Origin of the sequence: Halomonas organivorans (genome assembly GCF_014192055.1) — a bacterium.
Lineage (GTDB): Bacteria > Pseudomonadota > Gammaproteobacteria > Pseudomonadales > Halomonadaceae > Halomonas > Halomonas organivorans.
The window spans coordinates 13,489-33,315 of sequence record NZ_JACHXM010000001.1; the positions used below are offsets into that span (position 1 = coordinate 13,489).

Genomic DNA, 19,827 nt, shown 5'->3' on the forward strand with positions numbered 1-19,827 from the left:
ACCTGCGAAGGAAAACCGCATGACAACAACAACGCGTACCCCCCGTCTGTCCACCGCCCTGCTGCTCGCCCTCGGCCTAGGCGCTCCCCTGATCGGCCATGCCGATACCCTGCGCTTCGGTGGTAACTTCACCGGCGACCACTCCAGCAGCCGGGCCATGGAAATCTTCAAGGAGCAGCTGGCCGAGCGCACCGACGGCGAGCTGACCGCCCAGCTGTTTCCCAACATGCAACTCGGCGGCGCAGGCGAGAACATCGACCAGGTCAGCTCAGGAGCCATCATGGGCACCTGGATCGGCGTCTCCTATCTGTCGCGCACCGTGCCAGAGCTCGAAGCCCTGAGCCTGCCCTTCGCCTTCGACAGCCGCGAGGATGCCTTCGCGCTGATCGACGGCGAGGTCGGCGAACTGCTCGACGAGAAGCTCGCCGAGGCCGGCTTCACCGCACTGGGCTACATGGAGCTGGGCTTCCGCCACGTCACCAACGACGTACGCCCGCTCGAAACCATCGAGGACTTCCAAGACCTCAAGATCCGTCTGCAGCCCAACCAGACCCACCTGGACACCTTCCGGGCGATCGGCGCCAATCCGGTATCGATGGACATCAAGGAAGTCTACGGGGCCCTGCAGCAGGGCGTGCTGGACGGCCAGGAGAACCCCTACAGCATCATCAGCACCAAGCGCCTCGACGAGGTGCAGCAGTACCTCTCGGATACCGGTCACTTCTATGACTACATCGTGGTGGTCGCCAACCGCGACAAGTTCGAGTCGCTGAGCGAGTCACAGCAGCAGGCCGTGCAGGCCGCCATGGACGAGGCCGTGGCCTGGCAGCGCCGGACCGCCGCCGAGGAGGACACGGCCGCCCGGGAAGCCCTGATCGAGCGCGGCATGGAGTTCACCCCGATCAGCGACGAGACCCGCGCCGCGCTGCGTGAGGCCAGCCAGAGCGTGGTCGACGACCTGCGCGACAAGATAGGCGCGGACATCGTCGACCGGGTGCTCGAGGAGCTCGAGTCATGACACCCGCCTGGCATCGGCTGGAGGCATACGCCTCCAGCCCCATCAAGCGACACTTCCTGCATGGCCTGGCGCTGCTGGACCGCGCTTCCTACTACGCCATCCTGACGGCCATGGCCCTGATGACCCTGCTGGTCTCGGCCCAGGTATTCGCCCGCTACGTACTCGGCACCTCCATCGACTCCGCCGACGAGCTGTCGCGCCTGTTCTTCGTCTGGGCGATCTTCCTGGCCATCCCCCACGGCATCAAGGTAGGCATCCACGTCGGCATCGACGCCCTGGTCAGCCTGCTGCCGCAGGTGCTCCAGGAGCAGCTGGCCCGCCTGATGGCACTGGTCGCCGCGAGCTTCATGGCGGCGCTGTGCTGGATCAGCGTCGGCGCAGTGGTCGACAAGTGGCCGGAACTGATGCCGACCCTGCCGATCACCGCCGCCGTCTTCTATATCGCCGTGCTGATCTGTGCCGGACATGGCTGCCTGCACCTGATCGCCCAGGCCTTTCGACTGGAGCCGCTGCCCAGCGCGCCTCCCGGCCGGCAAGGAGGGAACGACTCATGACCCCCGCCATCATCTTCACTTTCCTGGGCTTCGCCCTGCTGCGCATGCCGCTGGCCTTCGCCCTGGGGCTGGCCTCACTGATCGGCCTCTACGTCGGCGGCATGGACTTCGCCGTGCTGCCCCAGCGCATGATGCACTCAGTCAACAGCTTTCCGCTGATGGCCATCCCGCTGTTCATGCTGGCCGGCGAGCTGATGGTCGCCGCCGGCATCCTCCAGCGCCTGGTGGATTTCGCCAACTCGCTGATCGGACGCGTCCACGGCGGCCTGGCCCACGTCGCCATCGTCGCCGGCATGGTGCTGGCGGCGGTCAGCGGCGCCGCCGTGGCAAGCGCCAGCGCCCTGGGCAGCTCGCTGGTACCGTCCATGCGTCAGCAGTACGACACCGGTTACAGCAGCGCCGTGGTCGCCTCGGCGGCCAACCTGGGCGCCATCATCCCGCCCAGCAACGCCATGATCGTCTATGCCCTGATGGCCGGCTCCTCGGTCTCGGTGGGCGGACTGTTCATGGCCGGCGTGGTGCCAGGCATCATCCTGGCCGTGGGCTTCATGGGCCTGGCCAGTTTCATCGCCATGCGTCGCCGCTACCCGCTGGCCGGCGGCGAGATCGGTCTCAAGCACGTGCTGTTGCAGACCTGGCGCGCCCTGCCGATCCTGCTGATGCCCATCGTCGTGGTCGGCGGCATCGTCGCCGGGGCCTTCACGCCCACCGAAGGGGCCGCCATCGCCGTGGTCTACGCGCTGCTGATCGGCTTCTTCGTGACCCGCCAGTTGCGCCTGGCCGATCTTCCCAAGGCAATGTTCAACGCCGCGATCACCGCCGCCATGGTCGGTGCGCTGATCGCTTTTGCCTCCACGATGACCTTCGCCTTCACCATCGACCTGATCCCGATGCGCCTCACCGACTGGATCCAGGGCATCACCGGCGACCCGCTGATGTTCCTGCTGCTGGTGATGGCGCTGCTGATCGGGGTGGGCATGTTCATCGAGTCCAACGCCGCCTACATCATGCTGGTGCCGCTGCTGGCACCGATCGCCCTGGCCTACGGCATCGACCCGCTGCTGTTCGGCTTCCTGTTCGTGATGAACCTGGTGGTGGGCATGATGACGCCGCCGGTGGGCGTGCTGCTGTTCGTGATGTGCGGCATCTCCAAGATCGGCCTCAACGAGCTGATGAAGAGCGCCTGGCCGTTCATCGCCTTCCAGTACGCGGTGCTGATCGCCTGTATCGCCTTCCCGGGCATCGTCACCTGGCTGCCCCGCACCCTGGGCTACTGACCCGCAAGAAAGACATGACACGCGTCCCCCGCCACGACGGCGGGGTCGGCCCCCTGCGGCCCGGACGACGACGATAACAAGGAACGACAAGAGAACATGCCATGAAACTCCTCGTCATCAATCCCAACATCTCCACCGACGTGACCCGTCTGATCGAGGCCGAGGCACGGCGCAGCGCTCGCCCTGGCACCGCGCTGACCATGGCCACCGCCCCCTTCGGCGTGGCCTACATCGAGACCCGGGCCGAGGCCCAGATCGGCGGCTATGCCGCCATGCAGGTCGCCGCCGAGGCGCATGAGGGCCACGACGCCGTCGTGGTCGCGGCCTTCGGCGACCCGGGTCTCACCGCCCTGCGCGAGATCCTGCCGATACCGGTAGTGGGCATGACCGAGTCCGCCTTGGTCAGCGCCTGCCAACAGGGCAGTCGCTTCTCGGTCATCGCCATTTCCCAGCGCATCCAGGCCTGGTACCGGGAGACCATCGCCGGCTACGGCCTCGTCGACCGTCTGGCTAGCATCCGCGCCCTGGACGAACCGCTGGCCCACATCGGACACGTCCAGGAGGACCAGGGCGATCGCCTGGTGGCGCTGGCCGAGCGGGCGGTGGTCGAGGATGGCGCCGACGTGCTGATCCTGGCCGGCGCCCCCCTGGCGGGGCTCGCCCGCACGGTGGCCCATCGACTACCGGTGCCGGCCCTGGACGGTGTGACCTGCGCCCTTCACCAGGCCCAGGCGATGGTCGACCTGGATCCCGCCGTCGCCCGCGGAGGCAGTTTCGCCGTGCCTCCCGCCAAGGACTGCCGGGGCCTGCCCGAGGCCCTGTCACGGCTGGTCGGCCGCCAGCCGCTCGCCACCCAGGGTGTTTGAGGCTGACGGCCCGCCGCCCGCGGCGGGCCGTGCCATCGCCGACGTCAGACCGTGCCCGGTCGACCTCCATCGAGACGCTTCACCGTGAGGATAACAATGACAATGAAAATGCTGATTCCCACCGACCTGCCCCGCCGTCTCCTGGCTCCCTGGCTGCTGGGCGCCGCCCTGAGCGCCGGCGCCGCCCAGGCCTCAGACCTGCCCGTCGCTACACCGGCCGACCATGGCATCGACCCCGGGCGCCTCACGGCGCTCTCGGCCTGGCTGCGCGAGGACGGCCTGGATGTGCACAGCCTGCTGGTAATCAAGGACGGCAAGCTGGTCTTCGAGCGCTATACCGACGGCCTGACCCGCGACCACAACTACGAGCTCTACTCGGTGACCAAGACCGTCACCGCGCTGCTTGCCGGCATGCTCATCGAGGACGGCAAGATCACGCTGGACGACGACATCGCCTCGGTAATCGGCGACTACCGACCGGATCTCGCCGAGCGGGTCGCTGACATGGACGACATCGAGCTGCGCCATGTGTTGTCGATGTCGTCTGGCCTGGCCTATGACTTCGCCCCCGAGGGCGATCCCATCTACTACGGGGCCGACGATCGCCTGGACCTGATCGCCGATACGCCCACTCGGTTCGCACCCGGCAGCGACTTCGAGTACACCGACGTCAACCCGGTATTCGCCGCCGCCATGCTCGACGCCGCAAGCGACGTGCCGCTGCCCGAATATGCCGCCGAGCGGCTCTTCGAGCCCATGGGCATGGAGCACTACGCCTGGCAGCGCGCCGACGACCGTGGTCTGGTGTCCGCCGGCTGGGGGCTGAGGCTGCGCCCGGTGGACCTGGCCAAGCTCGGCATGCTGCTGATCAACCACGGCCAGTGGCAAGGCGAGCAGCTGGTGCCCGCCGACTGGATCGCCCGGATGACCACGCCCCAGGCAGTGCGCGACTTTGGCTACTACCTGTGGCGCCAGCATATCGTCGACACCGAGACGAGCTATGACATGATGGGCTTCAAGGGACAGTTCGTCACCGCCCTGCCCGAGCATGACACCGTGGTGGTGATGACCGGCATGCTGCCCATCGAGGGCGGGCTGCGTCACGCCAAGAACGTGCGGATCTTCCGCGACGTGGTCAACGACTACGTGCTCCCGGCACTTGACGCGGAGCCAGATGGCACCCATGCGCCGGCCGCCCAGGAGGCGCTCGAGGAGGAGCTTGCCGCCAGCCTGGCAAGCCACCCCGAGCCCGGTGTCTTCGTCGACCCCACCGACGCTCCCCAACGCTGAACGGAGATCGCCGCCGGCTCGGCCCCGGCGGCTTCTCGGCCCACGGCCGGGCACCTTATACTGAAGGCATTCCGGCCCTCGCGCCTCGCGACCCCAAGCCCAAGGAGGCCATGCCATGACCACGGACACCGAGGCAACCGTCGCTGGCGACAGCGGCAGCGCCACCGCCGCACGGCGCCGCATCCAGACCACCTCGCTGGCCCAGGAGGCCTATCGCATCCTGCAACGGATGATCGTGCACGGCGAGCTTGCCCCGGGCGCACGGATCGTCGAGCCGGCGCTTTGCGAGCAGCTCGGCATCTCGCGCACGCCGCTGCGCGAGGCGCTGCGCATGCTAGCAAGCGAGGGGCTGATCGCCACCCGCCGCAACCGCAACGCCGTGGTGACGCGCATCGACCCGACCGAGCTGGAGCATCTCTTCGAGGTCGAAGCCGGCATCGAGAGCCTGGCCGTGGGCCTGGCCGCCGAGCGCATGACCAATACCGAGCTCAAGCAGCTGGAGTCCCTTCAGGAACGCCTGGAGCGACTCCTCGCCAAGGGCGACCGCGACGCCTATTTCGCGCTCAACCAGCGCATCCACGCCCTGCTGGTGGCCGGCGCCAAGAATCCGGTCCTCGAGGAGACACACCGCCGGCTGCTCGGCCGCCTGGAACGTGCCCGCTACCTGGCCCTCGACCGCCTCGGCCGCTGGAAGGAATCCACCGACGAGCATCGCGCCATTCTCGAGGCGCTCAAGACCCGCGATGCCGAGCGCGCCCGTCGCCTGCTGTCCGACCACGTCCGGCATACCGGCGAGTCCATCACCGCCATCAATCGCCGCTGACGCCGCACGCTTACCAACTCCCGCAAACGACGACACCCGCCAAAGGGCGGGTGTCGTCATACCGTTGCGTGCCGGGGCCGATCGCGGTGATCAGCGACGCTTGCTGTAGGGCAGCGCCATGTGCCGGTTGACGTCCTTGTACAGCAGGTAGCGGAACGGGCCCGGGCCACCTGCGTAGCAGGCCTGCGGGCAGAAGGCACGCAGCCACATGTAGTCGCCGGCCTCGACTTCCACCCATTCCTGGTTGAGGTGATAGACCGCCTTGCCCTCGAGCACGTAGAGACCGTGCTCCATGACGTGGGTCTCGTCGAAGGGAATCACGCCGCCGGGCTGGAAGGTGACGATGTTGACGTGCATGTCGTGACGCAGGTCTTCCTGGTCGACGAAGCGGGTGGTCGCCCACACCTCGTTGCAGTCCGGCATCACCGACGGTTCGATGTCGTTCTCGTTGGTGACGAAGGGCTCCGGCACCTCGATGCCGTCGACGAACTCGTAGGCCTTGCGGATCCAGTGGAAGCGCACCGGAGCGTCGGCCTCGTTGCGCAGCTGCCAGTCGGTGCCCGGCGGGATGAAGGCGTAACCGCCCGGCACCATGTGATGCTTCTCGCCGGCCAGCGTCAGCGTCATCTCGCCCTCCACCACGAACAGCACGCCCTCGGCGCCCGGATCGGTCTCTGGGCGCTCGCTGCCGCCGCCGGGAGAGACCTCCATGATGTACTGGGAGAAGGTCTCGGCGAAGCCGGACAGCGGGCGCGACAGCACCCACAGGCGAGTGTTCTCCCAGTGAGGCAGCTTGCTGGCGACGATGTCGCGATACACGCCCTTGGGAATCACCGCGAAGGCCTCGGTGAACATGGCGCGGTCGGTGGTCATCACCTTCTGGCTCGGATGACCGCCCTGGGGGGCATAGTACTGACGAGAGTGCTGACGCTGACTCATGAGGTTTCCTCTTGTTCGCTGGTAGACGCGACGGCCTCGCCCTGGGGCAGGGTCACGCGGATGTCGATCGGATGCTCGTCGCAGTTGTTGCCCTCGCCGCCGCGGTCGACGACCAGGAACTCGCCCTCGCGCTCCAGCACCGACTGGATGGCATGCCAGGTTCCGGCGCGATAGTTGACGCCCTGCCGGCCATCGGTGATGAAGGCCCGCACATCGGCGGGGTCGATGGCGTCGCCGGGCGGTGCCACCACGACGATGAAGCGCTCTTCGTGCATCGGCACGAAGGCCTGGCTGCCTTGGGGGTGGCGCTCCAGGAACGTCAGCTCCAGCGGCACCGTGACGGGCTGGCTGACGAAGATGCTGATCAGCGCCCGGGCCTGGTCGCCGAGGGTCTCGACCTTGGCCAGGTCGTGGTAGCGGCGGGTGCGCCCGGCATTGATATGAAAGTAGTCGGACGTGCGGGTATCGATCACGTCACCGAAGGGCGCGAAGGCCTCCGGCGTCAGGGGACGGGCCTCGAGTTCGAGCATGCAACCTCCTGTCGGGGAGGGCTGGCCCTCCCGGAAATAGTGAAACGGTCAAGACGGCCTGCCCAGGCGCCGAGGCCTCGACGTGTCACGGCGCATCCCGGCGGTCAGGCATTGACCTGCCGGCTATCCGGTACCATCATCTTAACCGCCGAAACTAAAATTTCAATAACGGCTAGTCAGTGAAAAAACAATTGTGGAAATTTTTTCCACGATAGGCTTCACTCACTATGGATCGCCTACGCAGCGGGGAGGCTGCGTAGCCGGCAATACCACCACACCCGAAAGAGGACGCGGCGAATCGAGAAAGGCTTGATGAGTGAAACGCGAATTTCGTGATATCACTCGATACTCACTCGACGTATCAGGTCCGACGACCGTGACGTCGAGGCGGTTCGACGCAGACCAACAACAACCCGAGGTCCCGTATGTCTCAACAACCTCAGTCCGGCGAAACGACGTCCCACGTCCAGAAACACAAGGGCGCGTTTCAGATTCCCCACATCTATGTGATCCTGTTCGTGTTCATCGCGCTGGCGTCGATCGCGACCTACTTCGTGCCGGCCGGCGTGTACGAGCGCATCCCCGGCCCCAACGGGCGCATCACGATCGATGCCGAGTCGTTCCAGTTCGTCGATTCGACGCCGGTCGGCCTGGTCGACTTCATGCTGGCGATACCCAACGGCCTGATGAGCGCTGGCCAGGTGGTGTTCTTCACCTTCATGATCGGCGGCATGTTCATGGTGCTGCATCGCACCGGCATCATCGAGATCGGCGTCGACAAGCTGAGCCGCCGATTCGCCAACCGCAGCCTGCTGCTGATTCCGGTGCTGATGAGCGTGTTTGCCGTCATCGCCACCATCATCGGCACCCAGGAACTGGCGCTGGTCTACGTACCGGTGATCCTGCCGCTGATGATCGCGCTGCGCTTCGACTCGGTGACCGCCGCTGGCGTGGCGCTGTGCGCTACCACCGCGGGCTTCACCACCGGCATTCTCAACCCCATCAACACCGGGCTCGGCCAGCAGCTGTCCAACCTGCCGCTGTACTCCGGCTTCGGTCTGCGGGCGCTGGCGTTCGTCGCGGTGCTGGGCGCCGGCATCTTCTTCGTCATGCGCTATGCGCGGAAGATTCGCCGCAACCCCGAGCTCAGCCTGATGGCCGACGACGCCACCGAGGCCGAGAAGCGCGTCCACTTCCAGCATGCCACCGATGAGGGTGCGCTGGTCGCCACCACCCGCCAGAAATGGGCGGCGCTCGCCACCTTCGCTTTCCTCGCCCTGCTGGTCTATGGCGTGCTGGCCCAGGGCTGGTTCATGATGGAAATGGCCGGCCTGTTCATCGTCATGGGCATCGTCGTCGGCCTGATCGCCGGGCTGACCACCGAGGACATCTGCGAAGGCTTCAACAAGGGCTTTCGCGACGTACTGGTCGGCGCCATGATCGCCGGCGTGGCCCGCGGTGTCGCCGTCGTCCTCGAGGACGGCCAGATCATGGACACCCTGGTCTACGGTCTCGGCAACCTGGTCGGCGAACTGCCTACCCTGCTGTCGGCCATCGGCATGTACTTCGCCCAGCTCGGCTTCAACTTCGTGGTGCCGTCCGGCAGCGGCCAGGCTCTGGTCACCATGCCGATCATGAGCCCGCTGGCCGACCTGATCGGCGTCACTCGCCAGACCGCGGTGCTGGCCTACCAGCTCGGCGACGGCATCGGCAACATCCTCTACCCGACCTCCGGCTATTTCATGGCCACGCTTGCCATCGCCGGGGTGCCCTGGCAGAAGTGGGTCAAGTTCTTCCTGCCGCTGTTCGGCACCTGGGTACTGATCTCGCTGGGCTTCCTGGCCTTCGCCCAGGCTACCCAGTGGGTCGGTTGACACCCTCCATCCACGACTGACGTCCCACGCCGGGCGCCGCACCCGCTCTCCGAGATGGCCTCGGACAGCGGGTGCGGCGCCCGGCTTTTCATGGGTCGTCGGTAACGTCATGACGGCTGGCCTCAGCCCTGCGTCGCCGGGTGATGCTCGGCCCAGTGGCGGGCGATGTCCACCCTACGGGTCACCCAGACGCGGTCGTGGGCCTCGATGTGGTCGAGGAAGCGCTGCAGGGCACGGAAGCGACCGGGGCGACCCAGCAGCCGGCAGTGCATGCCCACCGAGAGCATCTTCGGCGTATCCTCGCCTTCCGCGTAGAGCACATCGAAGGCATCGCGCAGATAGGTGAAGAAGTGGTCCGCGGTGTTGAAGCCCTGGGGCGCGGCGAAACGCATGTCGTTGCTGTCCAGGGTATAGGGCACCACCAGGTGGCTGTGCTCGCGGCCCTGGCTGTCTTCCTCGCGGGTCCAGAACGGCAGGTCGTCACCGTAATAGTCGCTGTCGTAGAGGAAGCTGCCTTCGTCGAGCACCAGGCGGCGGGTGTTGGGGCTGTCGCGGCCGGTGTACCAGCCCAGCGGCTTCTCGCCGTAGAGCGACTGGAATATCTCGATAGCCTTGCGCATGTGCTCGCGCTCGACGCTCTCCGGCACGTTCTGGTAGTGGATCCAGCGATAGCCGTGGCAGGCGATCTCGTGGTCCAGCTCCTTGAACGCCTGGGCCACCTCGGGGTTGCGCTCCAGTGCCATGGCAACGCCGAACACGGTCAGCGGCAGGCCGCGCCGTTCGAACTCGCGCAGGATCCGCCACACGCCGGCCCGCGAGCCGTACTCGTAGATCGACTCCATGCTCAGGTGGCGATCGGGATAGGCGTCGGCGCCGATGATCTCGGACAGGAACTGCTCGGAGCCTTCGTCCCCGTGCAGCACGCAGTTCTCGCCGCCCTCTTCGTAATTGAGCACGAACTGCACGGCGATGCGCGCCTTGCCGGGCCACTTGGCCTCGGGCGGCGTGCGGCCGTAGCCGATCAGGTCGCGTGGATAGTCGCGTCGCGTCGTTGAGGTCATGGCGAAGCCTCCCGGTCTTGTGGTGATCCGTTGTTCTGGGTCGGCTCGGGCGCGAGCTCGCATCCTGAGCGACATTTAATGTATACAATAAAATTCTAGAATGTACCCACTTATCTTGCAAGCGACTCTCCAGCCGCCGCGTGGCGCCATCGCCGGCCCCGACCTGCCCGATCGCCGACCGCGTTCAGATCGACAGCGACATCAGCGCCCGAGCCTGGGCCAGGGCCGCATCCAGCGAGTCCACCAACCGGCAGCCCGGCGGCGCCTCGAGCTCCGCGGCCAGCCCAGCCAGGGCGGCGCCGCCGATGATGATGACCTCCGGTGCCAGCGTCGTCGCCTGCTCCCTGACCGCTGCCGCAGTGCGCTCACGCGCCTCGTCGCGCTGCGCGGGCAGTGCGAGATCGTCGATCGTCACCGGCGTGATCCCGAGGCATTGGCGGCCGACACCCAGCTCGTGGAGAACATCCTCGATCATGCGTGGCCAGCGTCGTCCCGGCGTGACGATCGAGAAGCGCGCCCCCAGCTGCAGCGCGCTGAGCACCGAAGCCTCGAGCATGCCGACCACCGGCACCGAACAGCATTCGCGAGCGGCCGCCAGGCCGGGCTCGCCGAAGCAGGCCAGCAGCACGGCATCCCATGCCTCGAGGTCGTGCGATTCCAGGCTCGCGACCAGTGCACCGCCGGCCAAAGCGCAGTCCCGACGCGAGGCGATGTAGGGCACGCCCTGGGCAGCGGTCTCCGCCGTCACCTCGACCGTACCGTCGTAGAACGCCTGGGCACGACGCGCCATCCAGTCGGTCATGGCGACATTGATATTGCCGTTGAGCATCAGCAGGCGCATGGCGGCTCCTCGAATCCTGATCGGATTTCAGCCTCACTCTTTGTATACAAAAAATCAATCCCTATCGCCAGTCAAGTCGTCTTCCGAAGGCCTCTGCATCCTTGACCTGCCCACCCAGTCCGCCTTACCGGCATGTCAAAGGGCGCACAATCTCAACATGTATACATTCTATACCAAAAATAGACGACACATTTTCCGAAAAAATTAAAACCAATATTTGTATACAACAAATGACGGCATGTAATTATTCTTAGGACAAATGCAAACCACTGTTTTTGAAGAACAAGTTTTGAAAATTTGCGTGCAGTAGCAGCTTGATTTCCCCGGGAAGCCGAGACTATTTTGTGTACAAAGACATTTCTATTTGTTCACAAAAACAACTCTCAGGAGCTTCCATGCAGATTCGCGTCATCAACCCCAACACCACTCGTGGCATGACCGATACCATTGCCACCGCTGCCCAGGGCATCGCCTCTCCCGGCACCCGGATCAGCGCCACCCAGCCGGCCCATGGACCGGTCTCCATCGAGAGTCACTTCGACGAAGCCATCAGCGCCGTGGGGGTACTCGAGGAAGTGAGAGCCGGGGAGCGCGATGGGGTCGACGCCTACATCATCGCCTGCTTCGGCGATCCCGGCCTGCTGGCCGCGCGGGAGCTGACGCGGGCCCCGGTGATCGGCATCGCCGAGGCCGCCTTCCACATGGCGACGTTGATCAGCACCCGCTTCTCGGTGGTCACCACCCTGGGCCGCACCGGCATCATCGCCGAGCACCTGCTGGATCAGTACGGCTTCCATCACCACTGCCGCCGGGTTCGCGCCGCCGAGATCCCGGTGCTGGACCTGGAAGACGACGGCGACGCCGCCCTGGCGCGCATCATCGACGAAGGCCGCCGGGCCCGCGACGAAGACGGCATCGGTGCCATCGTGCTGGGCTGCGGCGGCATGGCCGATCTCACCGACGAGATCGCCGCGGCGGTGGGGCTGCCGGTGGTCGAGGGAGTGACCGCCGCGGTCAAGCTCGCCGAAGCCCTGGTCGGTCTAGGGCTCGGCACCAGCAAGCACGGCGATCTGGCCTTTCCCCGGCCCAAGCCCTTCATCGGACGCTACGCGCACTTCTCGAAGGGCGCCGCGCTGAGCTGAAGGTCACCCGTTCCTCGAATCCCGCAACTCGCTCCCTTACGAGCGGACGACAACCACAATCAATGCACTCGTTTGCGAGGACCTCACCATGACACTCTCGACTTCCCGCTCCACCACGGGCGACGATAGCCACGTGAACCCTGCTGTTTCCCACGACACCAAGGCCGCCGGCCACGAGTCGCTGGCCCCTCAGCAGACCCGCATCATGGGACGCCTGTCCTATCTGCTGGCCTGGTTCGGCGGCTGCGTGTCGATCGGCACCTTCACCATGGGCTCCAGCGTGGTCGGCACCCTGAACCTGGTGCAGGCCACGCTGGCGATCGCCATCGGCTGCTTCGTGATCGGCATCGCCCTGGCGCTGAACGGCGCCGCCGGCTACAAGTACGGCATTCCCTTCATGGTCCAGGCGCGCAGCGCCTTCGGCTTCTCCGGCACCCGCCTGCCGGGCCTGGTCCGCGCCGTGCCTGCCATCGTCTGGTACGGTTTCCAGAGCTGGATCGGCGCCGGCGCCCTGAACATGGTCTCGTCGACGCTGTTCGGCTTCGACAACCTGATCTTCTTCTTCATCACCTTTCAGCTGCTGCAGATCGCCCTCTCGGTGCTGGGCTTCCAGGGCATCAAGTGGCTGGAGAACGTCGGCAGCGCCTTCATCCTGTGCTCGCTGGTATACATGTTCTACAGCACCGTGCAGCGCTACGGCGACGAGCTGTCCGCCAGCATGCTGACCATGGACGGCTCCTGGGGCATGCCCTTCTGGGGCGCCACCATGCTGTTCCTGGGCATCTACAGCACCATGATGCTCAATGTCAGCGACTATGCCCGCGAGCACAAGGAGGGCACCGGCCCAGGCCTTTTGACCACCATCTACGCCATGTCGATCCTGCCCTGCACCCTGTTCATGGGCCTGATCGGCTACATGGTGTCCGAGGCCACCGGCGTCGCCGACCCCATCCAGGTGTTCTCGAACGCCGTGGACAACACCCCGCTACTGATGACCACCCTGCTGTTCATCGCCTTCGCCCAGGTCACCACCAACGTACTCAACAATGTGGTGCCGCCGACCTACGTGCTGATGGACGCCTTCAAGCTGAAGTTCCGCACCGCCACGGTGATCGTCGGACTGCTGGCCTTCGCCACCTTCCCCTGGGAGCTGGTCAAGGACGAGTCCGCCGCCGGCCTGCAGCTGTTCGTACAGACCTATTCCGCCTTCCTGGGCCCGATCTTCGCCATCCTGGTGGTCGACTACTACCTGATTCGCCGCCGCACCCTGGACCTCGGCAAGCTGTACGACGCCGACGGCCCCTATCGCGGCGTCAACCCGGCGGCGCTGATCGCCACCGCCGCGGGGGCCATCGTTGCCCTGACCTTCTCTTCGGTGTCCTGGTACGCCAGCCTGCTGCCGGCCGGCCTGACCTACCTGCTGCTGATGAAGACCTGGGCCCCCTGCCGTCGCTTCAGCGACTGACACTCCCATACTCTGGCGACGGCCCTCTTCTGGAGGGCCGTCTATTATCACAACAAGACGCTAAGGCCTCTTTCCCATGACGGACATGACCGACCAAGAGCTGGAAATCCGGCACATCGATCCGCGGCTCTACAACGACGACCTGGCCCCGATCAAGAAGGGCGATCGCAGCTGGGGCTGGTTCGAGATCTTCAACGTGTGGTCGAACGACATCCAGAGCCTGTTCGGCTACACCCTGGCGGCCTCGCTGTTCATCTCCTATGGCCTCAACGGCTGGGCGGTGATGGCGGCGATCATCCTCGCCGGCTTCGTGGTGATGGGGCTGGTCAATCTCTCCGGCCGACCCAGCGTCAAGTACGGCGTCCCCTTCCCGGTGATGATCCGCGCCAGCATGGGCGTGCACGGCGCCAACTTCCCGGCCATGCTGCGCGCCATCATCGGCATCTTCTGGTATGGCGTTCAGACCTATTTCGCCTCCACCGCCGTGGCACTGCTGATCACCTCGCTGTTCGGCGATCCTGGCGGCAGCTGGCTCGGCATGTCGCCGGTAGGGTGGCTGTCGTTCGTGATCGTGTGGGTGTTCCAGATGGCGCTGTTCTGGGCCGGCATCGAGCGCATCAAGCACTTCCTCAACTGGGCCGGGCCGCTGGTCTACGTGGTGATGGTCGCGCTGATGCTCATCGTCTGGTTCAAGGCCGGCAGCGACCTGCTGCCCGCAGTGAACACCATCTTCAGCGGCCAGAGCGACTACCAGGGCAGCGCGATCGGTGCCTTCCTGGCGATCACCGGCACCATGATCGCCTACTTCGCCGCCGTGGTGATCAACTTCGGCGACTTCTCGCGCTTCGTGAAGAGCGAGCGCGACATGAAGCTCGGCAACCTGCTGGGGCTGCCGCTCAACGTGGCCTTCTTCTCGTTCATCGCGCTGATCATCACCGCCGGCACCCTGGCACTGTTCGGCGAGACGCTGACCAACCCCTCCGACATCATCGCGCGGGTCGACTCGTTGCCGCTGACGCTGATCGCGGCGATCACCTTCTTCGCCGCCACGGTGGGCATCAACCTGGTCGCCAACTTCATTCCCCCGGCCTACGACCTGGCCAACCTCTTTCCAAGCAAGATCAGCTTTCGCATCGGCGGGCTGATCACTGCACTGGTGGCTTTCGTGGTCGGGGCCATGTGGGTCGCGGTGATCAGCCAGATCGGGATCGCCGGCTTCGTCAACGCCCTGGGCGCCATCATCGCCCCCTTCTACGGCATCATCGTGGTGGACTATTACCTGGTGAGGCGCCAGCGCCTGAACATCCAGGACATGTTCTCCGCTGCACCGGACGGCGCCTATCACTACGTGAAGGGCTGGAACAAGCGCGCCATCGGCGCCTTCGCGCTGGCCGCGCTGTTCTCGATCTCCTCGGTATGGGTGCCGGCGCTGGAGGCGCTTGGCGGCTATGCCTGGCTGATCGGCGCCGGCCTCGGCGGGCTCTTCTACTTCCTGCTGATGCGCACCCAGTCCCAGGCGCTTCCCGAACAGGGCTGACGCCCGGGAACATCGCTACCTCCGCCACCGAGTCGGTTCCACGCCCCGCATGGCCGCTGAAATCATAATTTCAGCGGCCATGCATCTATGGTAGCGTTTCGATGATGGGATCTGCCGTGCCCGCGGCACGCGATCGTCTCCCCAAGGCCAGCCAGAGGACCCGGTGATGTCCGGCTCTCATCCCCAGACCAAGGAAAGGCCCCGCTCCCTCGAGGCCCGAATCCAGGAGCACCTGCCGGAGCTGCCCTCCAGCGAGCGCAAGCTCGCCGAGCTGATCCTCGACTTTCCCGGCGAGCTTTCCGCCTATAACGCCACGGAGCTGGCCAAGCTGGCCGGCGTCTCCAAGGCGGCCGCCTCGAGGCTGTTCAAGCGCCTGGGGTTTCGCAACTTCGAGCAGGCCCGCCGCCTGGTCCGCGATATCAAGCAGTGGGGCTCACCCATCTACCTGCACGAGCGTCAGCAGGACTCGTCTCCCCTGCCCTCCGAGAAGCAGGCCTTCCTCGACGATCATGTCACCGCGCTGACGCGCACCTTCGACCAGCTCTCCGCCGCGGACATCGAGGCCGCCCTGCAGCGCATCGTCGACGCCAGGCGCATCTGGCTGGTCGGCTATCGCAACAGCTATTTCATGGCCGCCTATGCCCGCTGGCAGTTCATCCAGTTCCGGCCCCGCGTCGACCTGCTGCCCCATCCGGGCGAGACCCTCGGCGAGCACGTCACCGAATTCGCGCCGGACGACCTGCTGATCGCGGTGGGCATGCGCCGGCGTGTGCCGGAGCTCGACCGCGTGATGCAGGCCGCCCAAGAACGCGACATGCCGGTGCTCTACATCACCGACTCGCTGGCCGGCGACAAGCCCTTCGCCACCTGGACCCTGCGCTGCGACATCTCCAGCAGCTTCCTCTTCCACAGCTACGTGGGACCCATGGGGCTGATCCACTACCTGAGCGTGCAGGCCGTGCGACTGACCGGCAAAGCGGGACGCCTGCGCCTCGAGGACATCGAGATCGCCCACGAGAAGATGCGCGATTTCGACGACTGACTGAACGTGCAACCCCCCAGCCACGGCACCTGTCACAAGATACTGGCAGGGTAACGGCGTATCGCCGGGGCGACTGCGCCGCCGGCACTGACCTCAGCGGGGAGGGTCGCCCGGGCTCAGCCCGAGAAGATCTCGTACAGGTCGGGGGCTTCGCTCTCTTCCTCGTGGATCGACAGCGAGGCCTCGATGGCCTTGAGGTGGCGGCTCATGAAGGCGCGGGCACGCTCCCCGTCGCCGCCCTCCAGATAGCCGAGCAGGTCATCGTGGTCGTGGGACTCGCAACCCAGGTGGCCGGCGTTGCCGTAGACGGCGAGGATCAACGAGGAGCGCGAGCACAGCTGCTCGACGAAGGCCGCCAGGGTAGCGTTGCCCGAGATGTGCGCCAGGCGCCCGTGGAAGGCGGCGGACAGCTTGATGGCGGTGCTCTGCTCGCCGGCCTTGAGCGCCTGGCGTTCGCGTCGCGCCATGTCGCGCAGGGCCTCGAGGTCGGCGGCGGTGATGCGCCGCGCCACTTCCGGCATCAGACCGCACTCGACCATCTGGCGAGCATCGAAGACATCCTTGGCTTCGTCGGCGGTGGGGCGCGTCACGCTGGCGCCTCGCCGCGGCGTGAGGGTGACCAGCTGCTCCAGGGCCAGGCGCTGCAGGATCTTGCGGATGCCGGTGCGGCTGATGCCAAAGACCTCCGACAGGGCATCCTCGCGCAGCCGCGCGCCGGGCTTGAGGCGATGCTCGATGATGGCATCGCTGATCGACCGGTGGATCGCCTCGTGGCGCTCGGCTCCGTCTCCGTTCTTTCCGGGGCGGCCGCCGCCCGGGGCGGGCTTGCGCTCGGTATCGACCTGACGCTGGTTCATGGGCAGCACATCTCCTGAAAACCCTTCTCGGCGATATTGTATACGCTTTCCCGCTAGAAACACGACCGCCGCCCTCCGAAGGCGGAGGGCGGCGGCAAGATGGGAGCGAGGCCGGGCTCAGGGGGTCCAGCTGGCGACCCGCTGGCGCTCCTCGTCGGTCATCTGGGTCAGGTTGCCAAGCGGCATGTAACCGCTCGCGATCACCTGCTTGACCTGGTCGGCCTGGCGCAGCAGCTGATCCTCGGTCTCGAGGATCACGCCGGCCGGAGCCGCCGTGAAGCCCTGATGCTCGGGGTTCTGGGCATGGCAGGACACGCAGCGCTGCTCGATGATGGCATGGATCTCGCCTACCGAACCGGCAGCGGCAACCGTGTCGTCACTGGCCGCGGCCGCCTCGCCGCTGGCCGCGGGAGCCTCGGTGCTGGCCGTGGCCACGCCGTTGTTGTTCGACGGCGCACCGATCCACACCGCCACCAGGATCAGCGCCACGCCGGCGGCCGGATAGGCCGGCTTGGTGTGACCGGCATGCATCAGCACGAAGAACTGACGGATCAGCGCACCGGCGAAGATGAACAGCACCATGATCAGCCAGGACAGCTCATGGGTGTAGGTGAAGGAGTAGTGGTTGCTGAGCATCAGCAGCACCACCGGCAGCGTGAAGTAGGTGTTGTGCACCGAACGCTGCTTGCCGCGCTTGCCATCGATGGGGTTCGGCGTCTCGCCGGCCTTCATCGCCTTCACCATGCGCCGCTGACCGGGGATGATCCAGAAGAACACGTTGGCGGACATGGCGGTAGCCATCACCGCACCGGTGAGCAGGAAGGCCGCCCGGCCGGCAAAGATGTGGGTGCTCAGGTAGGCGACCACTACCATCAGCACCGCCACGCCGATGCTCAGGATGCCGTCACGCTCCATGTTGGGGCTGATGCGCTTGCACATCTCGTTGTAGACGACCCAGCCACCGAGCAGGAACACCAGGGCCACCGCATTGGCCTGCCAGCCGCTCAGGTTGGCGGCCCATTCCCAGGAGCTGTTCGGATTGACCAGATAGAAGCTGGGATTGGCCATGTACAGCAGCATGAACAGCCCGAAACCGGACAGCCAGGTGGTGTAGGCCTTCCAGAACGACCAGTGCAGGTCTTCGGGCAGCTTTTCGGGGGCACTGGCGTACTTCTGATTATGATAGAAGCCGCCGCCGTGCACGGCCCACATCTCTCCGAACACGCCCTTGTTCTTGTCCTCGGCCGCCTTCGGCGGACGCAGGCCGTTGTCGAGCATCACGAAATAGATCGACTCGCCGATCCAGGCCACGGCGGCGATCACATGCAGCCACCTCAGCAGGAGGTTGGCGAAATCCAGGAAATAGGCTTCCATCGGTCAGGCCTCGTTGGAATTATGCAATTGTTGTCTCGATTCGAGCGCTACAGAAAACGGCTGATTTATGTCGCGCGCGAAGGAAGGCTGGTCGCCGCCGGATCGCAGTCACCGGAATGTAGCCTGCTACATGAGCATGACGACGGTCCAACGCTTCGGAACCGCCGGCGGCCAGGATGCCGAGCGCAGCCATAAATCAGCGTTTTCTCAGCTGCCGCGGTAGGTGGAGTAGCTGTAGGGCGACAGCAGCAGCGGTACGTGATAGTGCTGGCCCGCGTCGGCGACCCCGAAACGCAGCGGAATCACGTCGAGGAAACGCGGCTTGTCCGCGGCGACGCCGCGACGATCCAGGTATTCGCCGGCATGGAAGACCAGCTCATACTCGCCGACGGTGAAGGCCTCTCCCTCCAGGATCGGCGCATCGCAGCGGCCGTCGTCGTTGGTCACGACCTCGGTGAGCCGCTGGCGCTCGCCGCCCTCCAGGCGATAGACCTCGATACGGATGCCCTCGCCCGGCAGGCCGAGGGCGGTATCCAGCACGTGAGTGGTGAGGTAGCCCATCATCTTCTCCTCTTGTCATCGGTGCCCGGCGAGACGCCGGCGGGAGTGTCATCACGGTCGACGCGCCTTTGAGCGCCGCCCTATAGGAACAGTTTTAGCTTTTAATAGAGTACATTTCAAAGACTTTATTGTATACAGTTTTATCGCTATCCTGACGGTATCGAGGCAAACACGCACCAAGGAGTCCTTCCCATGACCACCAAGACGCTTTCTCCCCGGCCCAGCCAGCTGGACCAGTCCGCCTTCGTCGAGCGCTTCGGCGATATCTACGAACACTCCCCCTGGGTGGCCGAACTGGCCTGGCAGCGCGGCCTCTCGGCCGAACAGGACAGCCCCGAAGGACTGGCCGCGGCCATGGGGCGCGAGCTCAGCGAAGCCGACCCGGAACGCCAGCTGGAGGTGATCCGCGCTCACCCGGACCTCGCCGGCAAGGCCGCCATCGCCGGCGAACTCACCGACGACTCCACCAAGGAGCAGGCCGGCGCCGGGCTGGACCAGTGCACCCCCGAAGAGATGGCACGCTTCGAACGCCTCAACGCCGCCTACAAGGAGCGCTTCGGCTTTCCCTTCGTGATGGCGGTCAAGGGTAACGATCGACACGATATCCTCGCCGCCTTCGAGACCCGGCTGAGCAACGAACCGGCCGAGGAACGCCGCACCGCCATCGAGCAGATCAACCGCATCGCCGCCTTCCGCCTGGAAGAGCGCGCCGCCTGATCGCGCGTCGCCGCGAATAACGCCAAAGCGCTGCCGGGAGACCCCGGCAGCGCTTTTTT

Annotated in this window: 19 protein-coding genes; 12 read left to right on the forward strand and 7 right to left on the reverse strand. The window is 65.6% G+C overall.

Going from position 1 to position 19,827, the window contains the following annotated elements; genetic code table 11:
* Positions 1-19 precede the first annotated feature (19 nt).
* From FHR96_RS00065 to FHR96_RS00090, 6 genes are all read left to right on the forward strand, one after another.
* Complete coding sequence (locus FHR96_RS00065; protein WP_183385607.1) at positions 20-1,018, forward strand: TRAP transporter substrate-binding protein; 999 nt, start codon at positions 20-22, stop codon at positions 1,016-1,018.
* A complete protein-coding gene (locus FHR96_RS00070; RefSeq protein ID WP_183385608.1) occupies positions 1,015-1,572 on the forward strand; it encodes a TRAP transporter small permease in 558 nt (185 codons plus the stop codon). The genes FHR96_RS00065 and FHR96_RS00070 overlap by 4 nt, the downstream gene beginning before the upstream one ends.
* A complete protein-coding gene (locus tag FHR96_RS00075) occupies positions 1,569-2,849 on the forward strand; it encodes a TRAP transporter large permease (protein WP_183385609.1) in 1,281 nt (426 codons plus the stop codon). The genes FHR96_RS00070 and FHR96_RS00075 overlap by 4 nt, the downstream gene beginning before the upstream one ends.
* A gap of 101 nt (positions 2,850-2,950) precedes the next feature.
* A complete protein-coding gene (locus FHR96_RS00080; RefSeq protein WP_183385610.1) occupies positions 2,951-3,715 on the forward strand; it encodes an aspartate/glutamate racemase family protein in 765 nt (254 codons plus the stop codon).
* A gap of 102 nt (positions 3,716-3,817) precedes the next feature.
* A complete protein-coding gene (locus FHR96_RS00085) occupies positions 3,818-5,005 on the forward strand; it encodes a serine hydrolase domain-containing protein (RefSeq protein ID WP_221195638.1) in 1,188 nt (395 codons plus the stop codon).
* A 115-nt stretch (positions 5,006-5,120) separates the two neighbouring features.
* Complete coding sequence (locus tag FHR96_RS00090) at positions 5,121-5,828, forward strand: GntR family transcriptional regulator (protein ID WP_183385611.1); 708 nt, start codon at positions 5,121-5,123, stop codon at positions 5,826-5,828.
* 90 nt (positions 5,829-5,918) lie between these two features.
* On the opposite strand, the gene FHR96_RS00095 is transcribed toward FHR96_RS00090, so the two are convergent.
* Both FHR96_RS00095 and FHR96_RS00100 read right to left on the reverse strand, forming a co-directional pair.
* Positions 5,919-6,767, reverse strand: a complete 849-nt coding sequence (locus FHR96_RS00095; protein ID WP_183385612.1) for a bifunctional allantoicase/(S)-ureidoglycine aminohydrolase — start codon at positions 6,765-6,767, stop codon at positions 5,919-5,921.
* Positions 6,764-7,297: an ureidoglycolate lyase gene (locus FHR96_RS00100; RefSeq protein ID WP_183385613.1), complete on the reverse strand. Its 534-nt coding sequence runs from the start codon at positions 7,295-7,297 to the stop codon at positions 6,764-6,766. Before FHR96_RS00100 ends, FHR96_RS00095 begins: the two co-directional genes overlap by 4 nt.
* 425 nt (positions 7,298-7,722) lie before the next feature.
* Between FHR96_RS00100 and FHR96_RS00105 the strand changes: the two genes are divergently transcribed.
* A complete protein-coding gene (locus FHR96_RS00105) occupies positions 7,723-9,171 on the forward strand; it encodes a YfcC family protein (protein ID WP_183385614.1) in 1,449 nt (482 codons plus the stop codon).
* Positions 9,172-9,293: 122 nt separating this feature from the next.
* On the opposite strand, the gene puuE is transcribed toward FHR96_RS00105, so the two are convergent.
* Positions 9,294-10,232, reverse strand: a complete 939-nt coding sequence (puuE, locus tag FHR96_RS00110; protein ID WP_183385615.1) for an allantoinase PuuE — start codon at positions 10,230-10,232, stop codon at positions 9,294-9,296.
* 184 nt (positions 10,233-10,416) lie between these two features.
* Positions 10,417-11,073: an aspartate/glutamate racemase family protein gene (locus FHR96_RS00115; protein WP_183385616.1), complete on the reverse strand. Its 657-nt coding sequence runs from the start codon at positions 11,071-11,073 to the stop codon at positions 10,417-10,419.
* Between the two features lie 395 nt (positions 11,074-11,468).
* On the opposite strand from FHR96_RS00115, the gene FHR96_RS00120 reads away from it, so the two are divergent.
* The 4 genes from FHR96_RS00120 (at position 11,469) to FHR96_RS00135 (ending at position 16,259) form a co-directional block, all read left to right on the forward strand.
* On the forward strand, positions 11,469-12,215 hold the full coding sequence (locus FHR96_RS00120) for an aspartate/glutamate racemase family protein (protein WP_183385617.1): 747 nt from the start codon (positions 11,469-11,471) through the stop codon (positions 12,213-12,215).
* 88 nt (positions 12,216-12,303) lie between these two features.
* On the forward strand, positions 12,304-13,680 hold the full coding sequence (locus FHR96_RS00125; RefSeq protein WP_183385618.1) for an NCS1 family transporter: 1,377 nt from the start codon (positions 12,304-12,306) through the stop codon (positions 13,678-13,680).
* Positions 13,681-13,765: 85 nt separating this feature from the next.
* Positions 13,766-15,217 carry an NCS1 family nucleobase:cation symporter-1 gene (locus tag FHR96_RS00130; protein ID WP_183385619.1) on the forward strand — a complete coding sequence of 484 codons (1,452 nt, stop codon included), beginning with the start codon at positions 13,766-13,768 and terminating at the stop codon, positions 15,215-15,217.
* A 166-nt stretch (positions 15,218-15,383) separates the two neighbouring features.
* A complete protein-coding gene (locus tag FHR96_RS00135; RefSeq protein WP_183385620.1) occupies positions 15,384-16,259 on the forward strand; it encodes a MurR/RpiR family transcriptional regulator in 876 nt (291 codons plus the stop codon).
* 116 nt (positions 16,260-16,375) lie between these two features.
* On the opposite strand, the gene FHR96_RS00140 is transcribed toward FHR96_RS00135, so the two are convergent.
* The 3 genes from FHR96_RS00140 to uraH form a co-directional block, all read right to left on the reverse strand.
* The gene (locus tag FHR96_RS00140; RefSeq protein ID WP_183385621.1) at positions 16,376-17,116 is read right to left on the reverse strand and encodes a GntR family transcriptional regulator; all 741 of its coding nucleotides are present in this window, start codon (positions 17,114-17,116) and stop codon (positions 16,376-16,378) included.
* A gap of 117 nt (positions 17,117-17,233) precedes the next feature.
* Positions 17,234-18,490, reverse strand: a complete 1,257-nt coding sequence (locus tag FHR96_RS00145) for a urate hydroxylase PuuD (protein ID WP_183385622.1) — start codon at positions 18,488-18,490, stop codon at positions 17,234-17,236.
* 207 nt (positions 18,491-18,697) lie between these two features.
* Positions 18,698-19,051: a hydroxyisourate hydrolase gene (gene uraH / locus FHR96_RS00150; protein WP_183386068.1), complete on the reverse strand. Its 354-nt coding sequence runs from the start codon at positions 19,049-19,051 to the stop codon at positions 18,698-18,700.
* Between the two features lie 192 nt (positions 19,052-19,243).
* Between uraH and uraD the strand changes: the two genes are divergently transcribed.
* The gene (gene uraD, locus FHR96_RS00155) at positions 19,244-19,768 is read left to right on the forward strand and encodes a 2-oxo-4-hydroxy-4-carboxy-5-ureidoimidazoline decarboxylase (protein ID WP_183385623.1); all 525 of its coding nucleotides are present in this window, start codon (positions 19,244-19,246) and stop codon (positions 19,766-19,768) included.
* Positions 19,769-19,827: the final 59 nt, after the last annotated feature.